The organism is Lactococcus sp. FSL W8-0209, assembly GCF_038006585.1.
In the GTDB taxonomy this organism is placed as follows: Bacteria; Bacillota; Bacilli; order Lactobacillales; family Streptococcaceae; genus Lactococcus; species Lactococcus lactis.
This window is the reverse complement of sequence record NZ_JBBOVN010000001.1, coordinates 67,292-85,001: the sequence shown is the minus strand read 5'-3', so window position 1 is coordinate 85,001 and position 17,710 is coordinate 67,292. Positions and strand designations below refer to the sequence as shown.

The window sequence follows — 17,710 nt, the reverse complement described above, 5'->3', positions numbered from 1 at the left end:
TGTCAGTAATTTTTTTATTGTTTTTTCAATAAATCGCGAATTTCTTGGAGAGTTTCCAATTCTTCGTTTTTTTGTTCTTCGACAGTTTCTTCTTTTTTAGGGAAGAGTTTGTTGATGAATTTGATAAGAATGAAAATAACAAAGGCTGTAATGATGAAATTAATGACATCATTTAAGAAAGCACCGTAAGTGAATTTTGTTTTTCCAACAGTTACTGACAAATGAGCAAGAGCAGTACTTTGAACAAACATTCCGATTAACGGATTAATCAAGTTATCAACTAAAGATTTAACTAAAGCAGTAAAAGCTGCCCCGATGATAACCCCAACGGCTAAGTCCAATACGTTCCCACGTAAAATAAAGTTTTTAAATTCCTTTAACATAAATCCTCCTATATAATAGATTATAAATCCTTTAAACAAATTATATCAAAAAGTTTAAAGATGACAAAGTAAGCTTTCTTGTCATTTTTAGTAAATTCCTTCATTCACCAAAAAAGATTTAGAAAGAATGAAAAAAAGTCTAAAAAGTCCTTGACAAGCCACATCTCCTTTGATAGAATAGACAAGTGCTGTTAAAAACAGTATGTAGCGACGAAACGAGAGGTTGCGACACACCCGAAGGTATTGCCATACCTAACGTGTCGGTTTTCCCGTGGAGCTAGCCTATTGAATACAATAGACGAGAGGAGAAAAAATGGCAACTAAAAAAATTCGCATTCGCTTAAAAGCATACGAACATCGTATCCTTGATGCAGCTGCAGAAAAAATCGTAGAAACTGCTAAACGTACAAACGCAGAAGTAAGTGGTCCAATTCCACTTCCAACTGACCGTAGCGTCTACACTGTTATCCGCGCGACTCACAAATACAAAGACTCACGCGAACAATTCGAAATGCGTACACACAAACGCTTGATCGACATCATCGAACCAACACAAAAAACTGTTGATTCACTTATGAAACTCGATTTGCCAAGTGGTGTAAACATCGAAATTAAACTCTAATTAAGAAAGGTAATTCTCATGTCAAAAGGAATCTTAGGGAAAAAAGTGGGAATGACTCAAATCTTCACAGAAAACGGTGAATTAATTCCTGTTACTGTGATCGAAGCGACTCCTAACACAGTTCTTCAAGTAAAATCTGTTGAAACAGATGGTTACGAAGCAACTCAAGTTGGTTTCGATACACTTCGTGAAGTTTTGACCAACAAACCTGCCAAAGGTCATGCTGCTAAAGCTAATACGACTCCTAAGCGCTTCGTTCGTGAATTCAAAGGACTCGAAGGCGCTGAAGTAGGAGCAGAAATCACTGTTGATACATTTGCAGCCGGAGATGTTGTTGATGTTACCGGAACTTCTAAAGGTAAAGGTTTCCAAGGCCCAATCAAACGTCATGGTCAATCACGTGGTCCTATGGCCCACGGTTCACGTTACCACCGTCGTCCTGGTTCAATGGGTCCTGTTGCAGCTAACAAAGTTCCAAAAGGTAAAAAACTTGCTGGACGTATGGGTAACAAACGCGTTACTGTACAAAACCTTGTTATCGCACAAGTGCTTCCTGAAAAGAACGTTATTCTTGTAAAAGGTAATGTCCCAGGTGCTAAGAAATCATTGATTGTTGTTAAATCAGCAATCAAAGCTAAATAAGAAGGAAAGGAGATAGAAATCTATAATGGCAAAAGTATCATTATTTAAACAAGATGGTTCACAAGCTGGTGAAGTTACACTTAACGACTCAGTATTTGGTATCGAACCAAACGAATCAGTCGTATTCGACGTTGTAATCTCACAACGCGCTAGCCTTCGCCAAGGAACACACGCACACAAAAATCGTTCTGCTGTGTCTGGTGGTGGTAAAAAACCATGGCGTCAAAAAGGTACAGGTCGTGCTCGTCAAGGTTCTACCCGCTCTCCACAATGGCGTGGTGGTGGTACTGTCTTCGGTCCAAACCCACGTAGCTACGCTTACAAACTTCCACAAAAAGTTCGTCAATTGGCGCTTAAATCAGTTTACTCAACAAAAGTTGCTGATGGTAAATTAATCGCTGTTGACACACTTGACTTTACAGCTCCAAAAACTGCTGAATTTGCAAAAGTAATCTCAGCACTTTCAATCGAACGTAAAGTTCTTGTGGTTCTTCCAAACGAAGGTAACGAATTTGCAGAACTCTCTGCACGTAATCTTGCAAACGTGAAAGTTACAACTGCTAATTCAGCATCTGTACTTGACATCGTTTCTGCTGACAAACTCCTTGTGGTTCAATCAGCATTGACACAAATTGAGGAGGTTCTTGCATAATGTCACTTTATGATATCATCCGTAAACCTATCATTACTGAAGCTTCTATGGCTGCAATGGATCAAAAGAAATATACTTTCGAAGTAGATTCACGTGCGCATAAACTTCTCATCAAACAAGCTGTTGAAGCTGTCTTTGGTGTAAAAGTTGCCTCAGTAAATACTATCAGCGTTAAACCAAAATCTAAACGAGTTGGTAAATACACTGGTACTAAATCAGGCTACAAAAAAGCTATCGTTACTTTGACTGAAGATTCTAAAACAATCGAAATCTTCGGCGAAGACGCAGAATAATAGAGGAGGAAAATCGTGGGAATTAAAGTTTACAAACCTACCACAAACGGTCGCCGTAACATGACTGGTAGCGACTTCGCTGAAATCACTACAAGTACTCCTGAAAAGAGCTTGCTTGTAAGCATGAGCAAAACAGCTGGTCGTAATAACACTGGTCGTATCACAGTTCGTCACCACGGTGGTGGTCACAAACGTAAATATCGTGTAATCGACTTCAAACGTACAACTGACAACGTTGTTGCTAAAGTTGCTACAATTGAATACGATCCAAACCGTACTGCAAACATCGCATTGATCGTTTACTCTAACGGTGTTAAATCATACATCTTGGCTCCTAAAGGCCTTGAAGTTGGAATGACAGTTGTATCTGGCCCTGAAGCCGACATCAAAGTTGGTAATGCATTGCCACTTGCTAACATTCCAGTTGGTACATTGATCCACAACATTGAATTGAAACCTGGTAAAGGCGGACAATTGGTTCGTTCAGCTGGTGCTTCAGCTCAAGTACTCGGTTCAGAAGGTAAATATACACTCGTTCGTCTTCAATCAGGCGAAGTTCGTATGATCCTTTCAACTTGCCGTGCTACAATCGGTGTTGTAGGTAATGAACAACAAAGCTTAATCAACCTTGGTAAAGCAGGACGTACACGTCACATGGGTATCCGCCCAACAGTACGTGGTTCTGTAATGAACCCTAACGATCACCCACACGGTGGTGGTGAAGGTCGTCAACCAGTTGGTCGCAAGTCTCCAATGACTCCATGGGGTAAACCAGCTCTTGGTCTCAAGACTCGCAACAAGAAAGCAAAATCAAGCAAACTTATCGTTCGTCGTATCAACGACTAATAAGTCGCTTTATTTTCACAAGAGCCTTCTCGGCGTCTTGTTAAATTTGATAAAACTTATTGTCAAATTTAATGAGATGTCGAAAGTGCATCTATAAATTCCGCCAACTCCGCCTTAGTAGCGGTAGTGGTACAAATATTTAAAGGAGAAACTCGCAAAATGGGTCGTAGTCTTAAAAAAGGACCTTTCGTCGATGAGCATTTGATGAAAAAAGTTGAAGCTCAAGTCAACGCCGAAAGAAAATCTGTGATCAAAACTTGGTCACGCCGTTCTACAATCTTTCCGAACTTTGTAGGACTTACAATTGCTGTTTACGATGGTCGCAAACACGTACCAGTTTACGTTCAAGAAGATATGGTTGGACACAAACTTGGTGAATTCGCACCAACTCGTACTTATCGTGGTCACGCTGCTGACGACAAGAAAACACGTCGCTAATAGGAGGAGAAAAAAATGGCAGAAATTACTTCAGCTAAAGCAACTGCAAAAACAGTTCGCGTTTCACCTCGTAAGACTCGTCTTGTTATCGATCTTATCCGCGGGAAACGTGTTGCAGATGCAATTGCAATCTTGAAATTTACACCGACTAAAGCTGCTGTAGAAGTTGAAAACGTACTTAATAGTGCTATCGCTAATGCAGAAAATAACTTTGGTCTTGAAAAAGCTAACTTGGTAGTAAGCGAAACATTTATTAATGAAGGTCCAACAATGAAACGTTTCCGTCCACGTGCCAAAGGTTCAGCTTCACCAATTAACAAACGCACAGCTCACATCACTGTAGTTGTAGCTGAGAAAGAATAAGGAGGTAAAAACGTGGGTCAAAAAGTACATCCAATAGGAATGCGTGTTGGCGTTATTCGCGATTGGGATGCCAAATGGTATGCTGAAAAAGAATATGCGGATTACCTTCACGAAGACTTGGCAATTCGTCAACTTATCCAAACTAAACTTGCTGATGCTTCAGTATCATTGATTGAAACTGAACGTGCAATTAACAAAGTTATCGTAACTTTGCACACTGCTAAACCAGGTATGGTTATCGGTAAATCAGGAGCTAACGTTGATGCACTCCGTGCAGAACTCAACAAACTTACTGGTAAACAAGTTCACATCAACATCGTTGAAATCAAAAAACCTGATTTGGACGCTCATCTTGTTGGTGAAGGAATTGCTAAACAACTTGAAGCACGTATTGCTTTCCGTCGTGCTCAAAAACAAGCAATCCAACGTGCTATGCGCGCTGGTGCAAAAGGGATCAAAACTCAAGTTTCTGGTCGTTTGAATGGTGCTGATATTGCCCGTGCTGAAGGATATTCAGAAGGTACAGTTCCACTCCACACACTCCGTGCGGACATCGACTACGCTTGGGAAGAAGCAGACACAACTTATGGTAAACTCGGCGTTAAAGTTTGGATCTACCGTGGTGAAGTTCTCCCTACTAAAAAATCTGTGAAAGGAGAAAAATAATCCATGTTAGTACCAAAACGTGTAAAACACCGTCGTGAATTCCGCGGTAAAATGCGTGGTTATGCTAAAGGTGGCGATACTATTTCTTTCGGTGAATATGGTCTTCAAGCGACTACATCTCACTGGATTACTAACCGCCAAATCGAAGCAGCTCGTATTGCTATGACTCGTTACATGAAACGTAACGGTCAAGTTTGGATTAAAATTTTCCCTCACAAATCATACACAGCCAAAGCTATTGGTGTGCGTATGGGTTCAGGGAAAGGTGCTCCTGAAGGTTGGGTTGCTCCAGTTAAACGTGGCGTTGTCATGTTTGAATTGGGCGGCGTTGATGAAGCGACTGCACGCGAAGCGTTGCGTCTTGCTTCACACAAACTTCCTGTTAAAACTAAATTTGTGAAACGAGGTGAAGCGTAATGAAATTGAGCGAAACTAAATCACTTCTTAAAGATTTGCGCGCTTTGTCAGTTGAAGAATTGACAACTCGTGAAGCTGAATTGAAGAAAGAATTGTTTGATCTTCGTTTCCAAGCTGCTGCTGGTCGTCTCGAAAACACAGCTAAGCTTGATGAAGTCAAGAAAACTATTGCACGTGTAAAAACTGTGCAAGCTGAATTGAACAAATAATAGGTCAGGAGAAACTATAAATGGAACGCAAACAACGTAAAGTTTATCAAGGCCGCGTGGTTTCAGACAAAATGGATAAAACTATCACAGTTGTCGTAGAAACTAAGCGTAACCACCCTGTCTATGGTAAACGCATTAACTATTCTAAAAAATATAAAGCTCACGACGAAAACAACTCTGCAAAAACTGGCGACATCGTTCGTATCATGGAAACTCGTCCTTTGTCTAAAGACAAACATTTCCGTCTTGTAGAAATCGTTGAAGAAGCAGTTATTATCTAAGCAAAACTAGGAGGAATATAGCATGATTCAAACAGAATCTCGTTTGAAAGTTGCAGATAACTCAGGTGCTAAAGAACTTTTGACTATCCGTGTTCTCGGTGGTTCATCACGTAAGTTCGCTGGTATCGGTGATATCGTTGTAGCTACAGTTAAATCAGCTGCCCCTGGTGGAGCAGTTAAAAAAGGTGAAGTTGTGAAAGCAGTCATCGTTCGTACTAAATCTGGTGCGAAACGTCCTGACGGTTCATACATCAAATTTGATGAAAATGCAGCAGTGCTCATCCGTGACGATAAAACTCCTCGCGGAACACGTATCTTTGGCCCAGTTGCCCGCGAACTCCGCGAAGGTGGCTACATGAAGATCGTTTCACTTGCTCCAGAAGTACTCTAATCAAGCATTATAGAGATATGGTTTTGTCGGAAAAATTTTTTGACAGAATCATATTTTACTGTTATTATTAACAGAATAGTCCCCTAGTAACAAAATATTAGGGTGCCCATCGGGCGTAAGAAAGGAATTAAACATGTTTGTAAAAACTGGTGATACAGTTAAAGTTATCGCAGGTAAAGACCGCGGTACTACTGGTAAAGTAATCAAAGCTTTGCCAAAAGTAAATAAAGTTGTCGTTGAAGGTGTTGCTATCATGAAGAAACACCAAAAACCAAACTCAGAAAACCCAAGTGGTGCTATTCTTGAAATCGAAGCTCCTATCCACGTTTCTAACGTACAAGTGCTCGACAAAAATGGTGTTGCTGGTCGTGTAGGTTACAAAGTTGTTGACGATAAAAAAGTTCGTTTCAACAAAAAATCTGGCGAAATTTTAGACTAAGGCGGAAAGGAGAAATAATATGACTAATCGTTTGAAAGAAAAATATACTAACGAAGTAGTACCAGCGTTGACTGAACAATTCAATTACACTTCAATCATGGCTGTACCAAAAGTTGATAAAATCGTTATCAACATGGGTGTTGGAGATGCTGTAAACAACTCTAAAAACCTTGATAAAGCTGTTGCTGAATTGGCTTTGATCTCTGGTCAAAAACCATTGATTACTAAAGCTAAAAAATCAGTTGCTGCTTTCCGTCTTCGTGAAGGTATGCCAATCGGTGCGAAAGTAACTCTTCGTGGCGAACGTATGTTCGAATTCTTGGACAAATTGGTTACTGTTTCACTCCCACGTGTACGTGACTTCCACGGTGTTTCAAACAAAGCGTTTGACGGTCGCGGTAACTACACACTTGGTGTGAAAGAACAATTGATTTTCCCAGAAATCAACTATGATGATGTTGATAAAGTTCGTGGTATGGATATTGTTATCGTAACAACTGCTAACACTGACGAAGAATCACGTGAATTGCTTGCTAAACTCGGCATGCCGTTCGCTAAATAAGATAGGGAGAATACATAAATGGCTAAGAAATCTATGGTTGTTAAAAACCAACGCCCTGCAAAATTCTCAACACAAGCTTATACTCGTTGCGAACGTTGCGGACGTCCACATTCAGTTTACCGCAAATTTAAACTTTGCCGTATCTGTCTTCGCGAATTGGCTTACAAAGGTCAATTGCCAGGCGTTAAAAAAGCTTCATGGTAATTTGTTAATTATCGTGTAACGAATAAAAATTACTGACAGAATTTCTGTCAGTAATTTTTTTTGTATCTTAGATAAATTATTAAAAGCTAGTCTATTATTGTGGATTAAAGGTATAGATTTGCTATAATGGTGAGGAAACGGGAGGAATTTATGGAAAAAACATCAGCTAATATTAAAAAGTTTGTGGGAATTAGCCTAATTACTTTAGGAACTTTAACTGTTTTAACGGCCTGTGGCAGTAAAGAAAGTAAAAAGTCTGAACAAAGCAGCTTCTCTTCGAGTATTAATAATAAAAGTAGTCAAAGTAGTAGTAGTTCAAATTCTTCAAGTACAAACTCAAGTTCAAGTTCTTCCACTCAGGAAGGATTTGGAGATGTTCCACAAATTCTATCAGGAAATTATTCTTCCTTGAATGGAACTGGGCAGACTGCTGACGGGTCTACTAAAATTATTTTGAATAATGGCAATATCATTTTTAGTCCAGAATATGAGAGAATAATATCAAATCCGATGGCTAAGGATGGAATAATTATTGCTGATGCGTTGAATGATAAAAGGCATATGGGCTTTATGTTTGCCGCTGCCCACAATTCGCCAATATTTCCAAATTCCTCGAATGTGGATAAGACAGATTCAGGAAAAGACAGATTTATAATAACTACGGATGAAGAGGGAATAGAAATATTTGATACTATGCCAACAGCATTTTTTTACAAAGTAAGTAATGATACCACACTTTGAGCTCATAAGTTATAACAAATTACTGGCAATTCTGTCAGTAATTTTTATTCTAAAAAAACTATGACACACCCGAAAACATTGTAAAGAAAAGTGTTGACATGGTGCGGAACTTCTGCTATACTAATTAAGTTCGGTCTTTTTATGAAAAAGACCTCATTAATTTGAAAGTGGGATTTGAACAAGCCCAAACTACAAATAAGGAGAAATTACACTATGGTAATGACTGACCCAATCGCAGATTTCTTGACTCGTATTCGTAATGGTAACATGCGTAAATTCGATGTTGTTGAAGCACCTGCATCAAAAATCAAACGTCAAATCGCTGAAATCCTCAAAGCTGAAGGTTACGTGAAAGACGTTGAATACGTTGAAGATAACAAACAAGGCGTAATCCGCGTTTTCCTTAAATACGGTAAAAACGGTGAAAAAGTTATCACTAACTTGAAACGTATTTCAAAACCAGGTCTTCGTGTTTACGTGAAATCTGATGATGTTCCTAAAGTTCTTAACGGACTTGGTACAGCAATCATCTCAACATCTACTGGTGTAGTAACTGATAAAGTTGCTCGTGAAACAAATGTTGGTGGTGAAGTAATTGCCTACATCTGGTAATTAGTTCGGAGAGACTTCATTGATGGAGTTGATCTAAATGTTTAATGTCGACTTTTGATGATATTAAACCGACAAGCGAATTTTTCGTAAGTCAAAATTACTGACAGAAATATTTTTATGCCTGTCAGTAAAATAAAAGTTCTTTTAAATCAAATTTTGATTTAAAACCCGTGAAAACAGATTGAATTAAATCTGATAATTTAACAGGAGAAAAAAATGTCACGTATTGGTAACAAAGTCATCGTTATCCCTGCAGGCGTATCTGTAGAAGTAAACGGTGCAACTGTCACTGTCAAAGGACCTAAAGGTGAACTCGTTCGTTCATTCAACGAAAACATCACACTTGATATCGCTGAAAACGAAATCACTGTAAAACGTCCAAACGACACTAAAGAAATGAAAATGCTCCACGGAACTACTCGTGCCCTTCTTGCTAACATGGTAGAAGGTGTTTCAACTGGTTTCTCTAAAGCACTTGAAATGATCGGGGTTGGGTACCGTGCACAATTACAAGGAACTAAACTTGTATTGTCAGTTGGTAAATCTCACCAAGACGAAGTTGAAGCACCAGAAAACATCAAATTTGTTGTTGCAACTCCAACTTCTATCGTTGTTGAAGGTATCAGCAAAGAAGCCGTTGGTCAAACAGCAGCTTACATCCGTAGCCGTCGTTCTCCAGAACCTTATAAAGGTAAAGGGATCCGTTACGTTGGTGAATACGTTCGTCGTAAAGAAGGTAAAACTGGTAAATAATTTTTGTCAAAATAATGTTCACTTGAACATTTATTTAGCAAAAAATGTTATCCGTAATTGGTGGTTTGACTTGTCAAATTGCCAGTATTTTGTCAATGCTAACTTTGTTAGACAGACAAAAACTCCCCGCTTGCTGACAGCATTCTAGTAATTCTGTCAGTAAGAAAATCGATGGCAAAAACTATCGAAATTTAAAATAATATAGAGGTAGAATTGTGATTTCTAAACCAGATAAAAACAAACTCCGCCAAAAACGTCACACACGTGTACGCGGTAAAATTTCAGGAACATCTGAAACTCCACGTTTGAACGTTTTCCGTTCAAACACAAACATTTATGCACAAGTCATTGATGACGTAACTGGTACAACACTTGTATCAGCTTCATCACTTAAATTGACTGGTACTAAAACTGAACAAGCCGCAGAAGTTGGTAAACTCGTTGCTGAAGCTGCAAAAGCTAAAGGCGTTGAAGAAGTTGTCTTCGACCGCGGTGGTTACCTCTATCACGGACGTGTTGCAGCACTCGCTACAGCAGCTCGTGAAGCTGGATTGAAATTCTAAGGAAAGGGGTAATTAAACATGGCAGAAAACAGAAGAAATGATCGCGAACAAAGCGAATTCGAAGAACGCGTAGTTTCAATTAACCGCGTTACTAAAGTTGTTAAAGGTGGACGTCGTCTTCGCTTTGCAGCACTTGTTGTTGTTGGTGACCGTAACGGTCGCGTAGGTTTCGGTACTGGTAAAGCTCAAGAAGTTCCTGAAGCTATCCGTAAAGCAATCGAAGCAGCTAAGAAAAACCTTATTACAGTTCCTATGGTAGGTACTACACTTCCTCACGAAGCACTTGGTGTCTTCGGTGGTGGTAAAATCCTCCTTAAACCAGCTGTAGAAGGTGCTGGAGTTGCCGCAGGTGGTGCCGTTCGTGCCGTCCTCGAACTCGCTGGTGTTGCTGACGTAACATCAAAATCACTTGGTTCAAACACACCAATCAACGTTGTTCGTGCAACTGTTGATGGATTGAATCAATTGAAACGTGCTGAAGAAGTTGCTGCATTACGCGGTAAATCTGTATCAGATTTCGCCTAAGGAGGAAAAAATGGCTCAAATTAAAATTACATTGGTAAACTCACCAATCGGCCGTATCCCTGCTCAACGCAAAACTGTTAAAGCACTCGGTCTTGGTAAACTCAACAGCTCAGTAGTAAAAGAAGGTTCACCTGCTATTCTTGGTATGGTAAACTCTATTTCTCACTTGGTAAAAGTTGAAGAAGCATAATTAATATTAAAAAAATAACAATTCTGTCTTTACTGACAGGATTGTTTTTTTACTGACAGAAATCTAGAGTACTTAAAAAAAGATTATTTGCTATTTTTTAGAATAATAAAATATATTTGCAAACGACGAAATGGCTTGTAATTCCAATCGAAAAATAGTAAAATAATAGAAGTCTGATATCAGGCAAATAAATATATTAACGTATCGGCGAGTTTGTTTTTCACGTTCCTTACATGGAAAATAGGCGACAGCAAGGTACAAAATAAGGAGAAAAAAATGGAACTTCATTCATTGAAAGCTGCTGAAGGCAGTCGTAAAGTACGTAATCGCGTAGGTCGTGGTACATCATCAGGTAACGGTAAAACATCTGGACGTGGACAAAAAGGTCAAAAATCTCGTTCAGGTGGTGGAGTACGTCCTGGTTTTGAAGGTGGACAAACAGAATTGTTCCGTCGCATGCCAAAACGTGGTTTCTTGAATGTTAACCGTAAAGAATACGCTATTGTCAACCTTGAAACTTTGAACCGTCTTGAAGATGGAGCAACTGTTTCAGCTGAAACTCTTGTAGCTGCTAAAATCATCAAGGACGTTAAATCAGGTGTTAAAGTTCTTGCTAACGGTGAATTGACAGCTAAAAAACTTACAGTTAAAGTTGCTAAAGTATCTGCTGCTGCTAAAGCTGCAATCGAAGCTGCTGGTGGTTCTGTAGAAGAAGCTTAATTTTTACACTACAATTGGCGGTTGAATTTTCAACCGCTTATTGTCTATTTACAATTAAAACGCTTTAAGGAGATTTTATGTTTTTTAAGACGCTTAAGGAAGCCTTTAAGGTCAAGGACGTCCGAGCAAGAATTCTCTTTACGATTTTCATCCTTTTTGTTTTCCGCTTAGGTGCTCATATTACGGTACCTGGCGTCAACGTTCAAAACTTGACAGAAGTAAGTAATCTTCCTTTCTTGAACATGATGAACTTGGTTTCTGGTAATGCCATGCAAAACTACTCACTTTTTGCAATGGGGGTTTCGCCTTATATTACTGCTTCAATCATTGTTCAATTGTTGCAAATGGACATTTTACCAAAATTTGTTGAGTGGTCAAAACAAGGGGAAATTGGACGTCGTAAACTGAATCAAGCGACACGTTACATTACCTTAGTGCTTGCTATGGCACAATCTATCGGGATTACTGCTGGTTTCCAAGCCATGAGCTCGTTAAATATTGTGCAAAATCCAAATTGGCAAAGCTATTTGATGATTGGTGCAATTTTGACCACTGGTTCAATGGTTGTCACTTGGATGGGTGAACAAATTAATGAAAAAGGATTTGGTTCAGGTGTTTCAGTAATTATCTTTGCTGGGATTGTATCTAGTATCCCATCGGCGGTCAAATCTGTTTATGATGAAAAATTCTTAAACGTTCGACCTTCAGAAATTCCAATGTCTTGGTTATTTGTCATTGGTCTAGTATTGTCAGCAATTATCATTATTTATGTAACAACTTTTGTTCAACAAGCAGAACGTAAAGTACCTATTCAATATACTAAATTGACTCAAGGTGCACCAACAAGTTCTTATTTGCCACTTCGTGTCAATCCAGCTGGGGTTATCCCAGTTATCTTTGCTGGTTCAATTACAACTGCTCCAGCTACGATTTTGCAATTCTTGCAACGTTCGCAAGGAAGTAATGTAGGTTGGTTGTCAACTTTACAAGATGCCTTGTCATATACGACTTGGACAGGAATGCTCTTCTACGCATTATTGATTGTGCTCTTTACATTCTTCTACTCATTCGTTCAGGTCAATCCTGAAAAGATGGCTGAAAACCTTCAAAAACAAGGTTCTTACATTCCATCTGTTCGTCCGGGTAAAGGAACCGAAAAGTATGTATCACGTCTCTTAATGCGTCTTGCAACGGTAGGTGCGCTCTTCCTTGGTTTGATTTCAATCATTCCAATTGCCGCCCAAAACGTTTGGGGACTTCCAAAAATTGTCGCTCTTGGAGGAACATCACTCTTAATCTTGATTCAAGTTGCTATACAAGCAGTGAAACAACTTGAAGGATATTTACTCAAACGTAAATATGCAGGATTTATGGATAATCCACTTGAAACAAAATAAAATCTTGTCATTAGACAAGGTTTTTCTTTATTTTTTAGCAAAAATACGCTAAAATAGTGTAGGTAAAATCACAGAGAACATCTGCAATTTACTGACAGTTCTGTCAGTAATTTATAAATTAAAATCAGGAGAAAACAAAATGAATTTATTAATCATGGGACTTCCAGGAGCTGGTAAAGGAACTCAAGCTGAGTTCATCGTTAAAAATTATGGAGTAAATCACATTTCAACAGGTGACATGTTCCGTGCCGCAATGAAAAAAGAAACTGAAATGGGTAAACTTGCTAAATCTTTCATCGATAAAGGTGAACTCGTACCTGATGAAGTAACGAACGGAATTGTTAAAGAACGTTTAGCACAAGATGATATCAAAGCTTCAGGCTTCTTGCTTGATGGATACCCACGTACGATTGACCAAGCTCATGCACTTGATACAATGCTTGAAGAACTTGGAATTAAACTTGATGCCGTTGTAAATATCGTTGTTAACCCAGATATTTTGGTTGACCGTTTAAGTGGTCGTTACATCTGCCGTAACTGTGGTGCAACTTATCATAAAATCTTCAATCCAACTAAAGTTGAAGGTGTTTGTGACGTTTGTGGTAGTCATGACCTTTATCAACGTGCGGATGATGTTCCAGAAACAGTTAAAAATCGTTTGGATGTCAATATTAAAGAATCAGCTCCAATTATTGAACACTATACTGAACTTGGACTTGTTAAAAACATTGAAGGTGAACAAGAAATTAGCCAAGTAACAGAAGATATTAAAAAAGTTTTAGGATAATAAAAATAAAAACCTCTGTCAGAGGTTTTTTTAGTAAAATAGCAAGATTAGAATACAAAATTATACTGACAAGCTCTCTGTCAGTAAAATTATAAAAATGAAACACCCGAAAACATTGCCATGAATAGCTTTGAAAGCGAGTAATAAATTAAACATGTACTCAAGCTAGAAAAATAAAGGCTTTTCTAAAAGAAAGACTTGCATTTGTTGCTGAAAAATGCTAAAATACATAAGTCCGACTTTTTAGATATATATAGTATATATCTTTCGGGAAATTTCTAAGGAGGTACTTTTGCTTGGCAAAAGATGATGTAATTGAAGTAGACGGCAAAGTCGTTGACACCATGCCGAATGCGATGTTCACGGTTGAACTCGAAAATGGTCACCAAGTCTTGGCGACGATTTCAGGAAAAATTCGAAAGAATTATATCCGTATCTTGCCTGGAGACAAGGTTCAAGTTGAACTCTCACCATACGATTTGACACGCGGACGAATTACTTACCGATTTAAGTAATCCGGACATTCATTGAGTGCATGATGCACAGTAACCATAGAAAGGAAGACACAATGAAAGTAAGACCATCAGTTAAACCAATCTGCGAATACTGTAAAGTTATTCGTCGTAACGGTCGTGTAATGGTAATTTGCCCTGCCAATCCAAAACACAAACAACGTCAGGGATAGAAAGGAAATAGAAAAATATGGCTCGTTTTGCTGGAGTTGATATTCCAAACGAAAAACGCATTGTTATTTCATTAACATACGTATTCGGTGTTGGACTTCAAACATCTAAAAAAGTACTTGCAGCTGCAGGTGTCTCAGAAGATATCCGTACAAAAGATTTGACATCAGATCAAGAAGATGCAATCCGTCGTGAACTCGATGGTTTGAAACTCGAAGGAGACCTTCGTCGTGAAGTGTCACTTAACATCAAACGTTTGATGGAAATTGGTTCTTACCGTGGTATGCGTCACCGTCGTGGACTTCCTACACGTGGACAAAACACTAAGAACAACGCTCGTACACGTAAAGGTCCTGCTAAATCAATCGCAGGTAAGAAAAAATAATTAAATAGAAAGGAGTTAAAATGGCAAAAATTACACGTAAACGTCGTGTTAAAAAGAATATTGAATCTGGAATTGTTCATATCCAATCAACATTCAACAACACAATCGTTATGATCACAGACGTTCATGGTAACGCCCTTGCTTGGTCATCAGCTGGTGCACTTGGATTTAAAGGTTCTAAAAAATCTACACCTTTCGCCGCTCAAATGGCTTCAGAAGCTGCTGCTAAAGCTGCTCAAGAGCAAGGTTTGAAAACTGTATCTGTTACAGTTAAAGGTCCTGGTTCAGGTCGCGAATCAGCTATCCGCGCACTCGCTGCAGCTGGTCTTAATGTAACATCTATCAGTGATGTGACTCCTGTACCTCACAATGGTGCACGTCCTCCAAAACGTCGTCGTGTATAATTAGTTGCTCTTGTCACTAATCACTTTTCGCTTAGAGGAGAACATACATGATTGAGTTTGAAAAACCAAAAATTACTAAATTTGACGAATCAGAAAATTACGGTAAATTCGTTGTTGAACCACTTGAACGTGGTTATGGTACAACTTTAGGTAACTCTCTGCGTCGCGTCCTTTTGTCATCACTTCCTGGTGCTGCTGTGACTTCAATTCAAATTGAAGGTGTTCAACACGAATTCGCAACAATCCCTGGCGTACGTGAAGATGTCATCCAAATCGTTCTTGCGGTTAAAGGAATTGCCATCAAATCATACGTAGAGTCTGAAAAACAAATCGAACTTGACGTAACTGGTCCTATGGATGTTACTGCTGGTGATATCTTAACTGATAGCGACATTGAAATTGTCAACAAAGACCATTACTTGTTCTCTATTGCTGAAGGTCACTCAATGCGTGCTGTAATGACTGTTAAAAAAGGATACGGCTATGTTCCGGCTGACGAAAATAAAGTCGATGGAGCGCCAATTGGCACAATTGCTGTAGACTCAATTTACACACCAGTAAGTAAAGTAAATTATCAAGTAGAACCTGCCCGTGTAGGTGGAGATTCTAGCTACGATAAATTAACACTTGAAATTACTACAAACGGTACTATCGTTTCTGACGAAGCTTTGTCACTCTCAGCTAAAATCTTGACAGACCACTTGAACTTGTTCGTTGATCTTTCAGAAGTTGCAGCTGAAGCCGAAACACTTGTTGTTAAAGATGAAGTTAAAACAGAACGTGTGCTCGATAAAATTATTGAAGAAATGGACTTCTCAGTTCGTGCTTACAATGGTTTGAAACGCGCAGGTATTAACACTGTTGCTGATATTGTTGAAATGAGCGAAGCTGACATGATTAAAGTCAAAAACCTCGGTCACAAATCAGTAGAAGAAGTCAAAGTTAAATTGACTGAATTGGGACTTTCCCTTAAAAAAAGAAAATAATAATATAGGAGGAAACAAATGAGCAATCGTAAACTCGGACGTACATCTTCACAACGTAAAGCTATGCTTCGTGATTTGACTACAGATTTGATCATCAACGAAACTATCGTTACAACTGAAGCTCGCGCTAAAGAAGTTCGTCGTACAGTAGAAAAAATGATTACGCTTGGTAAAAAAGGTGACCTTTCAGCTCGTCGTGCAGCAGCTGCTTACGTACGTAATGAAATCGCAATTAAAGATTTCAACGAAGAAACTGAAACTTTCCCAACTGCCCTTCAAAAATTATTCAACGACCTTGCTAAACGCTACGAAGGACGTAACGGTGGTTACACTCGTATCCTTAAAGTAGAACCACGTCGTGGTGATGCTGCGCCTATGGCAATCATTGAATTGGTTTAATTGTATTAAATCTTGAAGTAATAATAAAATACTAAATTGAGTGTTATGATGTTGGCGGGGGTTTCTGTGGGTGCATGTGTTGAGTTGTGATTGACTCTCTTTCGCATCAGCCTTGCTTATAGTCTAGCTCTGTCTGATTAGATTAAATTTCTAATCTAGTCAGGCCACTCAATTTATTTATTTTAGCCGTTGTAGCTCAGTCGGTAGAGCAGCACCATGGTAAGGTGAAGGTCGACAGTTCGATTCTGTTCAATGGCATATTTTTTTACAGTAGATATATTTAAATATGAGAAGTCTTATTTTATAAAATAAGACTTTTTATTGACTTTAAAAGCTTTAAAAAGCGAATAATGTCCATGGTTAAATACATTTGTTTACAAAAAAGGCTCCAAATAAAATGAATGATTATAATATGCACGCACCTATTAATGATATGCAAATTGCCGAGGATATTCATCTTACTTTCAATCACATGATGATGTCAATTTTTCATAGAATAGTTGTGAACAAAAAATGAGAAAAGCAATTTTCGTTGACTTTGATGGAACAATCAATATTCGGAAGACAAAAAGTACTTTCAAAATTTGAATATTGGTAAAAAGTGGCAGACTTTTTTACTTTGCAAGCCATTTTCCTTATATTACTGGCTTGTCCAACCATTTCTACAGAATGTTAAGAAGAAATTAAATGCTTATGAAAACTATTTTGGACAAAAATAATAATATTTTCTTGATGTAAATCAATGTTTTATAGTCTTTTTAAACTTATAATAAGACTATAAATATTGATGCATAATTGCAGGAGGAAAGTATAAATGTCAAAAATAGTAATGAAATTAGATGAATTGAGCTGTCCATCATGTATGGCTAAGATTGAAGGAGCTTTAAATACAACAAATGGAGTAGAAACTGCAAAGGTGCTGTTCAATGCTTCAAAGGTGAAGGCAGAATTTGATGACAATCAGATAACTGCTACTGACATAGTTAGTAAAGTTGAGGGACTTGGCTATGTTGTCCAAAAGAGTAAAGTCACGGAAATTTAAAGATATGATGTGCTAACTATTTTTATCTAAGATTCGTGTCAGACACTCTGAAATATGATAAAATGGTAGAAGAATAAAATCCTTAATCAAATAAAACAGCGGATTATCCGCTGTT

Annotated in this window: 32 protein-coding genes and 1 tRNA gene; 32 read left to right on the top strand and 1 reads right to left on the bottom strand. The window is 38.4% G+C overall.

Features of this window, described 5'->3' with window-relative positions; translation table 11 throughout:
• Positions 1-14 precede the first annotated feature (14 nt).
• Entirely contained in the window at positions 15-383 is a 369-nt protein-coding gene (gene mscL, locus MKX45_RS00500) for a large-conductance mechanosensitive channel protein MscL (RefSeq protein ID WP_010906303.1), read from the bottom strand.
• Positions 384-696: 313 nt separating this feature from the next.
• On the opposite strand from mscL, the gene rpsJ reads away from it, so the two are divergent.
• The 32 genes from rpsJ to MKX45_RS00340 all read left to right on the top strand — a co-directional run bounded on the left by rpsJ (position 697) and on the right by MKX45_RS00340 (position 17,595).
• Positions 697-1,005 (top strand): 30S ribosomal protein S10, encoded by a 309-nt coding sequence (gene rpsJ, locus MKX45_RS00495; RefSeq protein WP_003129973.1) that lies wholly within the window; start codon positions 697-699, stop codon positions 1,003-1,005.
• An 18-nt stretch (positions 1,006-1,023) separates the two neighbouring features.
• Entirely contained in the window at positions 1,024-1,647 is a 624-nt protein-coding gene (gene rplC, locus MKX45_RS00490) for a 50S ribosomal protein L3 (RefSeq protein ID WP_003129970.1), read from the top strand.
• Between the two features lie 25 nt (positions 1,648-1,672).
• Positions 1,673-2,299: a 50S ribosomal protein L4 gene (gene rplD, locus MKX45_RS00485; RefSeq protein WP_003129968.1), complete on the top strand. Its 627-nt coding sequence runs from the start codon at positions 1,673-1,675 to the stop codon at positions 2,297-2,299.
• The gene (locus MKX45_RS00480; RefSeq protein ID WP_003129966.1) at positions 2,299-2,592 is read left to right on the top strand and encodes a 50S ribosomal protein L23; all 294 of its coding nucleotides are present in this window, start codon (positions 2,299-2,301) and stop codon (positions 2,590-2,592) included. Before rplD ends, MKX45_RS00480 begins: the two co-directional genes overlap by 1 nt.
• 15 nt (positions 2,593-2,607) lie before the next feature.
• Positions 2,608-3,438 (top strand): 50S ribosomal protein L2, encoded by an 831-nt coding sequence (gene rplB, locus MKX45_RS00475; protein ID WP_003129965.1) that lies wholly within the window; start codon positions 2,608-2,610, stop codon positions 3,436-3,438.
• Positions 3,439-3,597: 159 nt separating this feature from the next.
• A complete protein-coding gene (gene rpsS, locus MKX45_RS00470) occupies positions 3,598-3,876 on the top strand; it encodes a 30S ribosomal protein S19 (RefSeq protein ID WP_003129963.1) in 279 nt (92 codons plus the stop codon).
• Between the two features lie 15 nt (positions 3,877-3,891).
• A complete protein-coding gene (gene rplV / locus MKX45_RS00465; protein WP_010906302.1) occupies positions 3,892-4,239 on the top strand; it encodes a 50S ribosomal protein L22 in 348 nt (115 codons plus the stop codon).
• 12 nt (positions 4,240-4,251) lie between these two features.
• Positions 4,252-4,905 carry a 30S ribosomal protein S3 gene (rpsC, locus tag MKX45_RS00460; RefSeq protein ID WP_003129960.1) on the top strand — a complete coding sequence of 218 codons (654 nt, stop codon included), beginning with the start codon at positions 4,252-4,254 and terminating at the stop codon, positions 4,903-4,905.
• 3 nt (positions 4,906-4,908) lie between these two features.
• Positions 4,909-5,322, top strand: coding sequence for a 50S ribosomal protein L16 (gene rplP, locus MKX45_RS00455; RefSeq protein ID WP_003129958.1), 414 nt, complete (start codon positions 4,909-4,911; stop codon positions 5,320-5,322).
• The gene (gene rpmC, locus MKX45_RS00450) at positions 5,322-5,531 is read left to right on the top strand and encodes a 50S ribosomal protein L29 (RefSeq protein ID WP_003129957.1); all 210 of its coding nucleotides are present in this window, start codon (positions 5,322-5,324) and stop codon (positions 5,529-5,531) included. The genes rplP and rpmC overlap by 1 nt, the downstream gene beginning before the upstream one ends.
• A 20-nt stretch (positions 5,532-5,551) precedes the next feature.
• Positions 5,552-5,812: a 30S ribosomal protein S17 gene (rpsQ, locus tag MKX45_RS00445; protein WP_003129955.1), complete on the top strand. Its 261-nt coding sequence runs from the start codon at positions 5,552-5,554 to the stop codon at positions 5,810-5,812.
• 22 nt (positions 5,813-5,834) lie between these two features.
• Positions 5,835-6,203, top strand: coding sequence for a 50S ribosomal protein L14 (rplN, locus tag MKX45_RS00440; RefSeq protein ID WP_003129953.1), 369 nt, complete (start codon positions 5,835-5,837; stop codon positions 6,201-6,203).
• 133 nt (positions 6,204-6,336) lie between these two features.
• Entirely contained in the window at positions 6,337-6,642 is a 306-nt protein-coding gene (rplX, locus tag MKX45_RS00435; RefSeq protein ID WP_003129951.1) for a 50S ribosomal protein L24, read from the top strand.
• Between the two features lie 19 nt (positions 6,643-6,661).
• Positions 6,662-7,204 (top strand): 50S ribosomal protein L5, encoded by a 543-nt coding sequence (rplE, locus tag MKX45_RS00430; RefSeq protein WP_003129948.1) that lies wholly within the window; start codon positions 6,662-6,664, stop codon positions 7,202-7,204.
• 18 nt (positions 7,205-7,222) lie between these two features.
• The gene (locus MKX45_RS00425) at positions 7,223-7,408 is read left to right on the top strand and encodes a type Z 30S ribosomal protein S14 (RefSeq protein ID WP_003129946.1); all 186 of its coding nucleotides are present in this window, start codon (positions 7,223-7,225) and stop codon (positions 7,406-7,408) included.
• A 150-nt stretch (positions 7,409-7,558) separates the two neighbouring features.
• Complete coding sequence (locus MKX45_RS00420) at positions 7,559-8,149, top strand: hypothetical protein (RefSeq protein ID WP_340816705.1); 591 nt, start codon at positions 7,559-7,561, stop codon at positions 8,147-8,149.
• Positions 8,150-8,362: 213 nt separating this feature from the next.
• Positions 8,363-8,761, top strand: coding sequence for a 30S ribosomal protein S8 (gene rpsH, locus MKX45_RS00415; protein WP_003129932.1), 399 nt, complete (start codon positions 8,363-8,365; stop codon positions 8,759-8,761).
• Between the two features lie 216 nt (positions 8,762-8,977).
• On the top strand, positions 8,978-9,514 hold the full coding sequence (gene rplF, locus MKX45_RS00410) for a 50S ribosomal protein L6 (protein WP_003129925.1): 537 nt from the start codon (positions 8,978-8,980) through the stop codon (positions 9,512-9,514).
• A 215-nt stretch (positions 9,515-9,729) separates the two neighbouring features.
• On the top strand, positions 9,730-10,077 hold the full coding sequence (gene rplR, locus MKX45_RS00405; protein ID WP_057720539.1) for a 50S ribosomal protein L18: 348 nt from the start codon (positions 9,730-9,732) through the stop codon (positions 10,075-10,077).
• A gap of 18 nt (positions 10,078-10,095) precedes the next feature.
• Positions 10,096-10,602, top strand: a complete 507-nt coding sequence (gene rpsE / locus MKX45_RS00400) for a 30S ribosomal protein S5 (protein ID WP_003129922.1) — start codon at positions 10,096-10,098, stop codon at positions 10,600-10,602.
• A 10-nt stretch (positions 10,603-10,612) separates the two neighbouring features.
• Positions 10,613-10,792 carry a 50S ribosomal protein L30 gene (rpmD, locus tag MKX45_RS00395; protein WP_003129921.1) on the top strand — a complete coding sequence of 60 codons (180 nt, stop codon included), beginning with the start codon at positions 10,613-10,615 and terminating at the stop codon, positions 10,790-10,792.
• Positions 10,793-11,068: 276 nt separating this feature from the next.
• Positions 11,069-11,512 (top strand): 50S ribosomal protein L15, encoded by a 444-nt coding sequence (gene rplO / locus MKX45_RS00390; protein WP_003129920.1) that lies wholly within the window; start codon positions 11,069-11,071, stop codon positions 11,510-11,512.
• A gap of 77 nt (positions 11,513-11,589) precedes the next feature.
• Complete coding sequence (secY, locus tag MKX45_RS00385) at positions 11,590-12,909, top strand: preprotein translocase subunit SecY (protein WP_003129919.1); 1,320 nt, start codon at positions 11,590-11,592, stop codon at positions 12,907-12,909.
• 139 nt (positions 12,910-13,048) lie between these two features.
• Positions 13,049-13,696, top strand: coding sequence for an adenylate kinase (locus MKX45_RS00380; RefSeq protein ID WP_128267869.1), 648 nt, complete (start codon positions 13,049-13,051; stop codon positions 13,694-13,696).
• A gap of 296 nt (positions 13,697-13,992) precedes the next feature.
• Positions 13,993-14,211, top strand: coding sequence for a translation initiation factor IF-1 (infA, locus tag MKX45_RS00375; RefSeq protein WP_003130554.1), 219 nt, complete (start codon positions 13,993-13,995; stop codon positions 14,209-14,211).
• Between the two features lie 53 nt (positions 14,212-14,264).
• Positions 14,265-14,381, top strand: a complete 117-nt coding sequence (gene rpmJ / locus MKX45_RS00370; protein ID WP_001808836.1) for a 50S ribosomal protein L36 — start codon at positions 14,265-14,267, stop codon at positions 14,379-14,381.
• 17 nt (positions 14,382-14,398) lie between these two features.
• Complete coding sequence (gene rpsM / locus MKX45_RS00365; RefSeq protein WP_003130555.1) at positions 14,399-14,764, top strand: 30S ribosomal protein S13; 366 nt, start codon at positions 14,399-14,401, stop codon at positions 14,762-14,764.
• A 20-nt stretch (positions 14,765-14,784) separates the two neighbouring features.
• Positions 14,785-15,168, top strand: a complete 384-nt coding sequence (gene rpsK, locus MKX45_RS00360; protein WP_010906297.1) for a 30S ribosomal protein S11 — start codon at positions 14,785-14,787, stop codon at positions 15,166-15,168.
• Between the two features lie 47 nt (positions 15,169-15,215).
• Positions 15,216-16,154: a DNA-directed RNA polymerase subunit alpha gene (locus MKX45_RS00355; protein WP_003130557.1), complete on the top strand. Its 939-nt coding sequence runs from the start codon at positions 15,216-15,218 to the stop codon at positions 16,152-16,154.
• Between the two features lie 18 nt (positions 16,155-16,172).
• Positions 16,173-16,553 carry a 50S ribosomal protein L17 gene (gene rplQ / locus MKX45_RS00350; RefSeq protein ID WP_003130558.1) on the top strand — a complete coding sequence of 127 codons (381 nt, stop codon included), beginning with the start codon at positions 16,173-16,175 and terminating at the stop codon, positions 16,551-16,553.
• 185 nt (positions 16,554-16,738) lie between these two features.
• Positions 16,739-16,811: transfer RNA gene (locus MKX45_RS00345), tRNA-Thr, on the top strand.
• Between the two features lie 556 nt (positions 16,812-17,367).
• The gene (locus MKX45_RS00340; RefSeq protein ID WP_057720538.1) at positions 17,368-17,595 is read left to right on the top strand and encodes a heavy-metal-associated domain-containing protein; all 228 of its coding nucleotides are present in this window, start codon (positions 17,368-17,370) and stop codon (positions 17,593-17,595) included.
• The last annotated feature ends 115 nt before the right edge of the window (positions 17,596-17,710 follow it).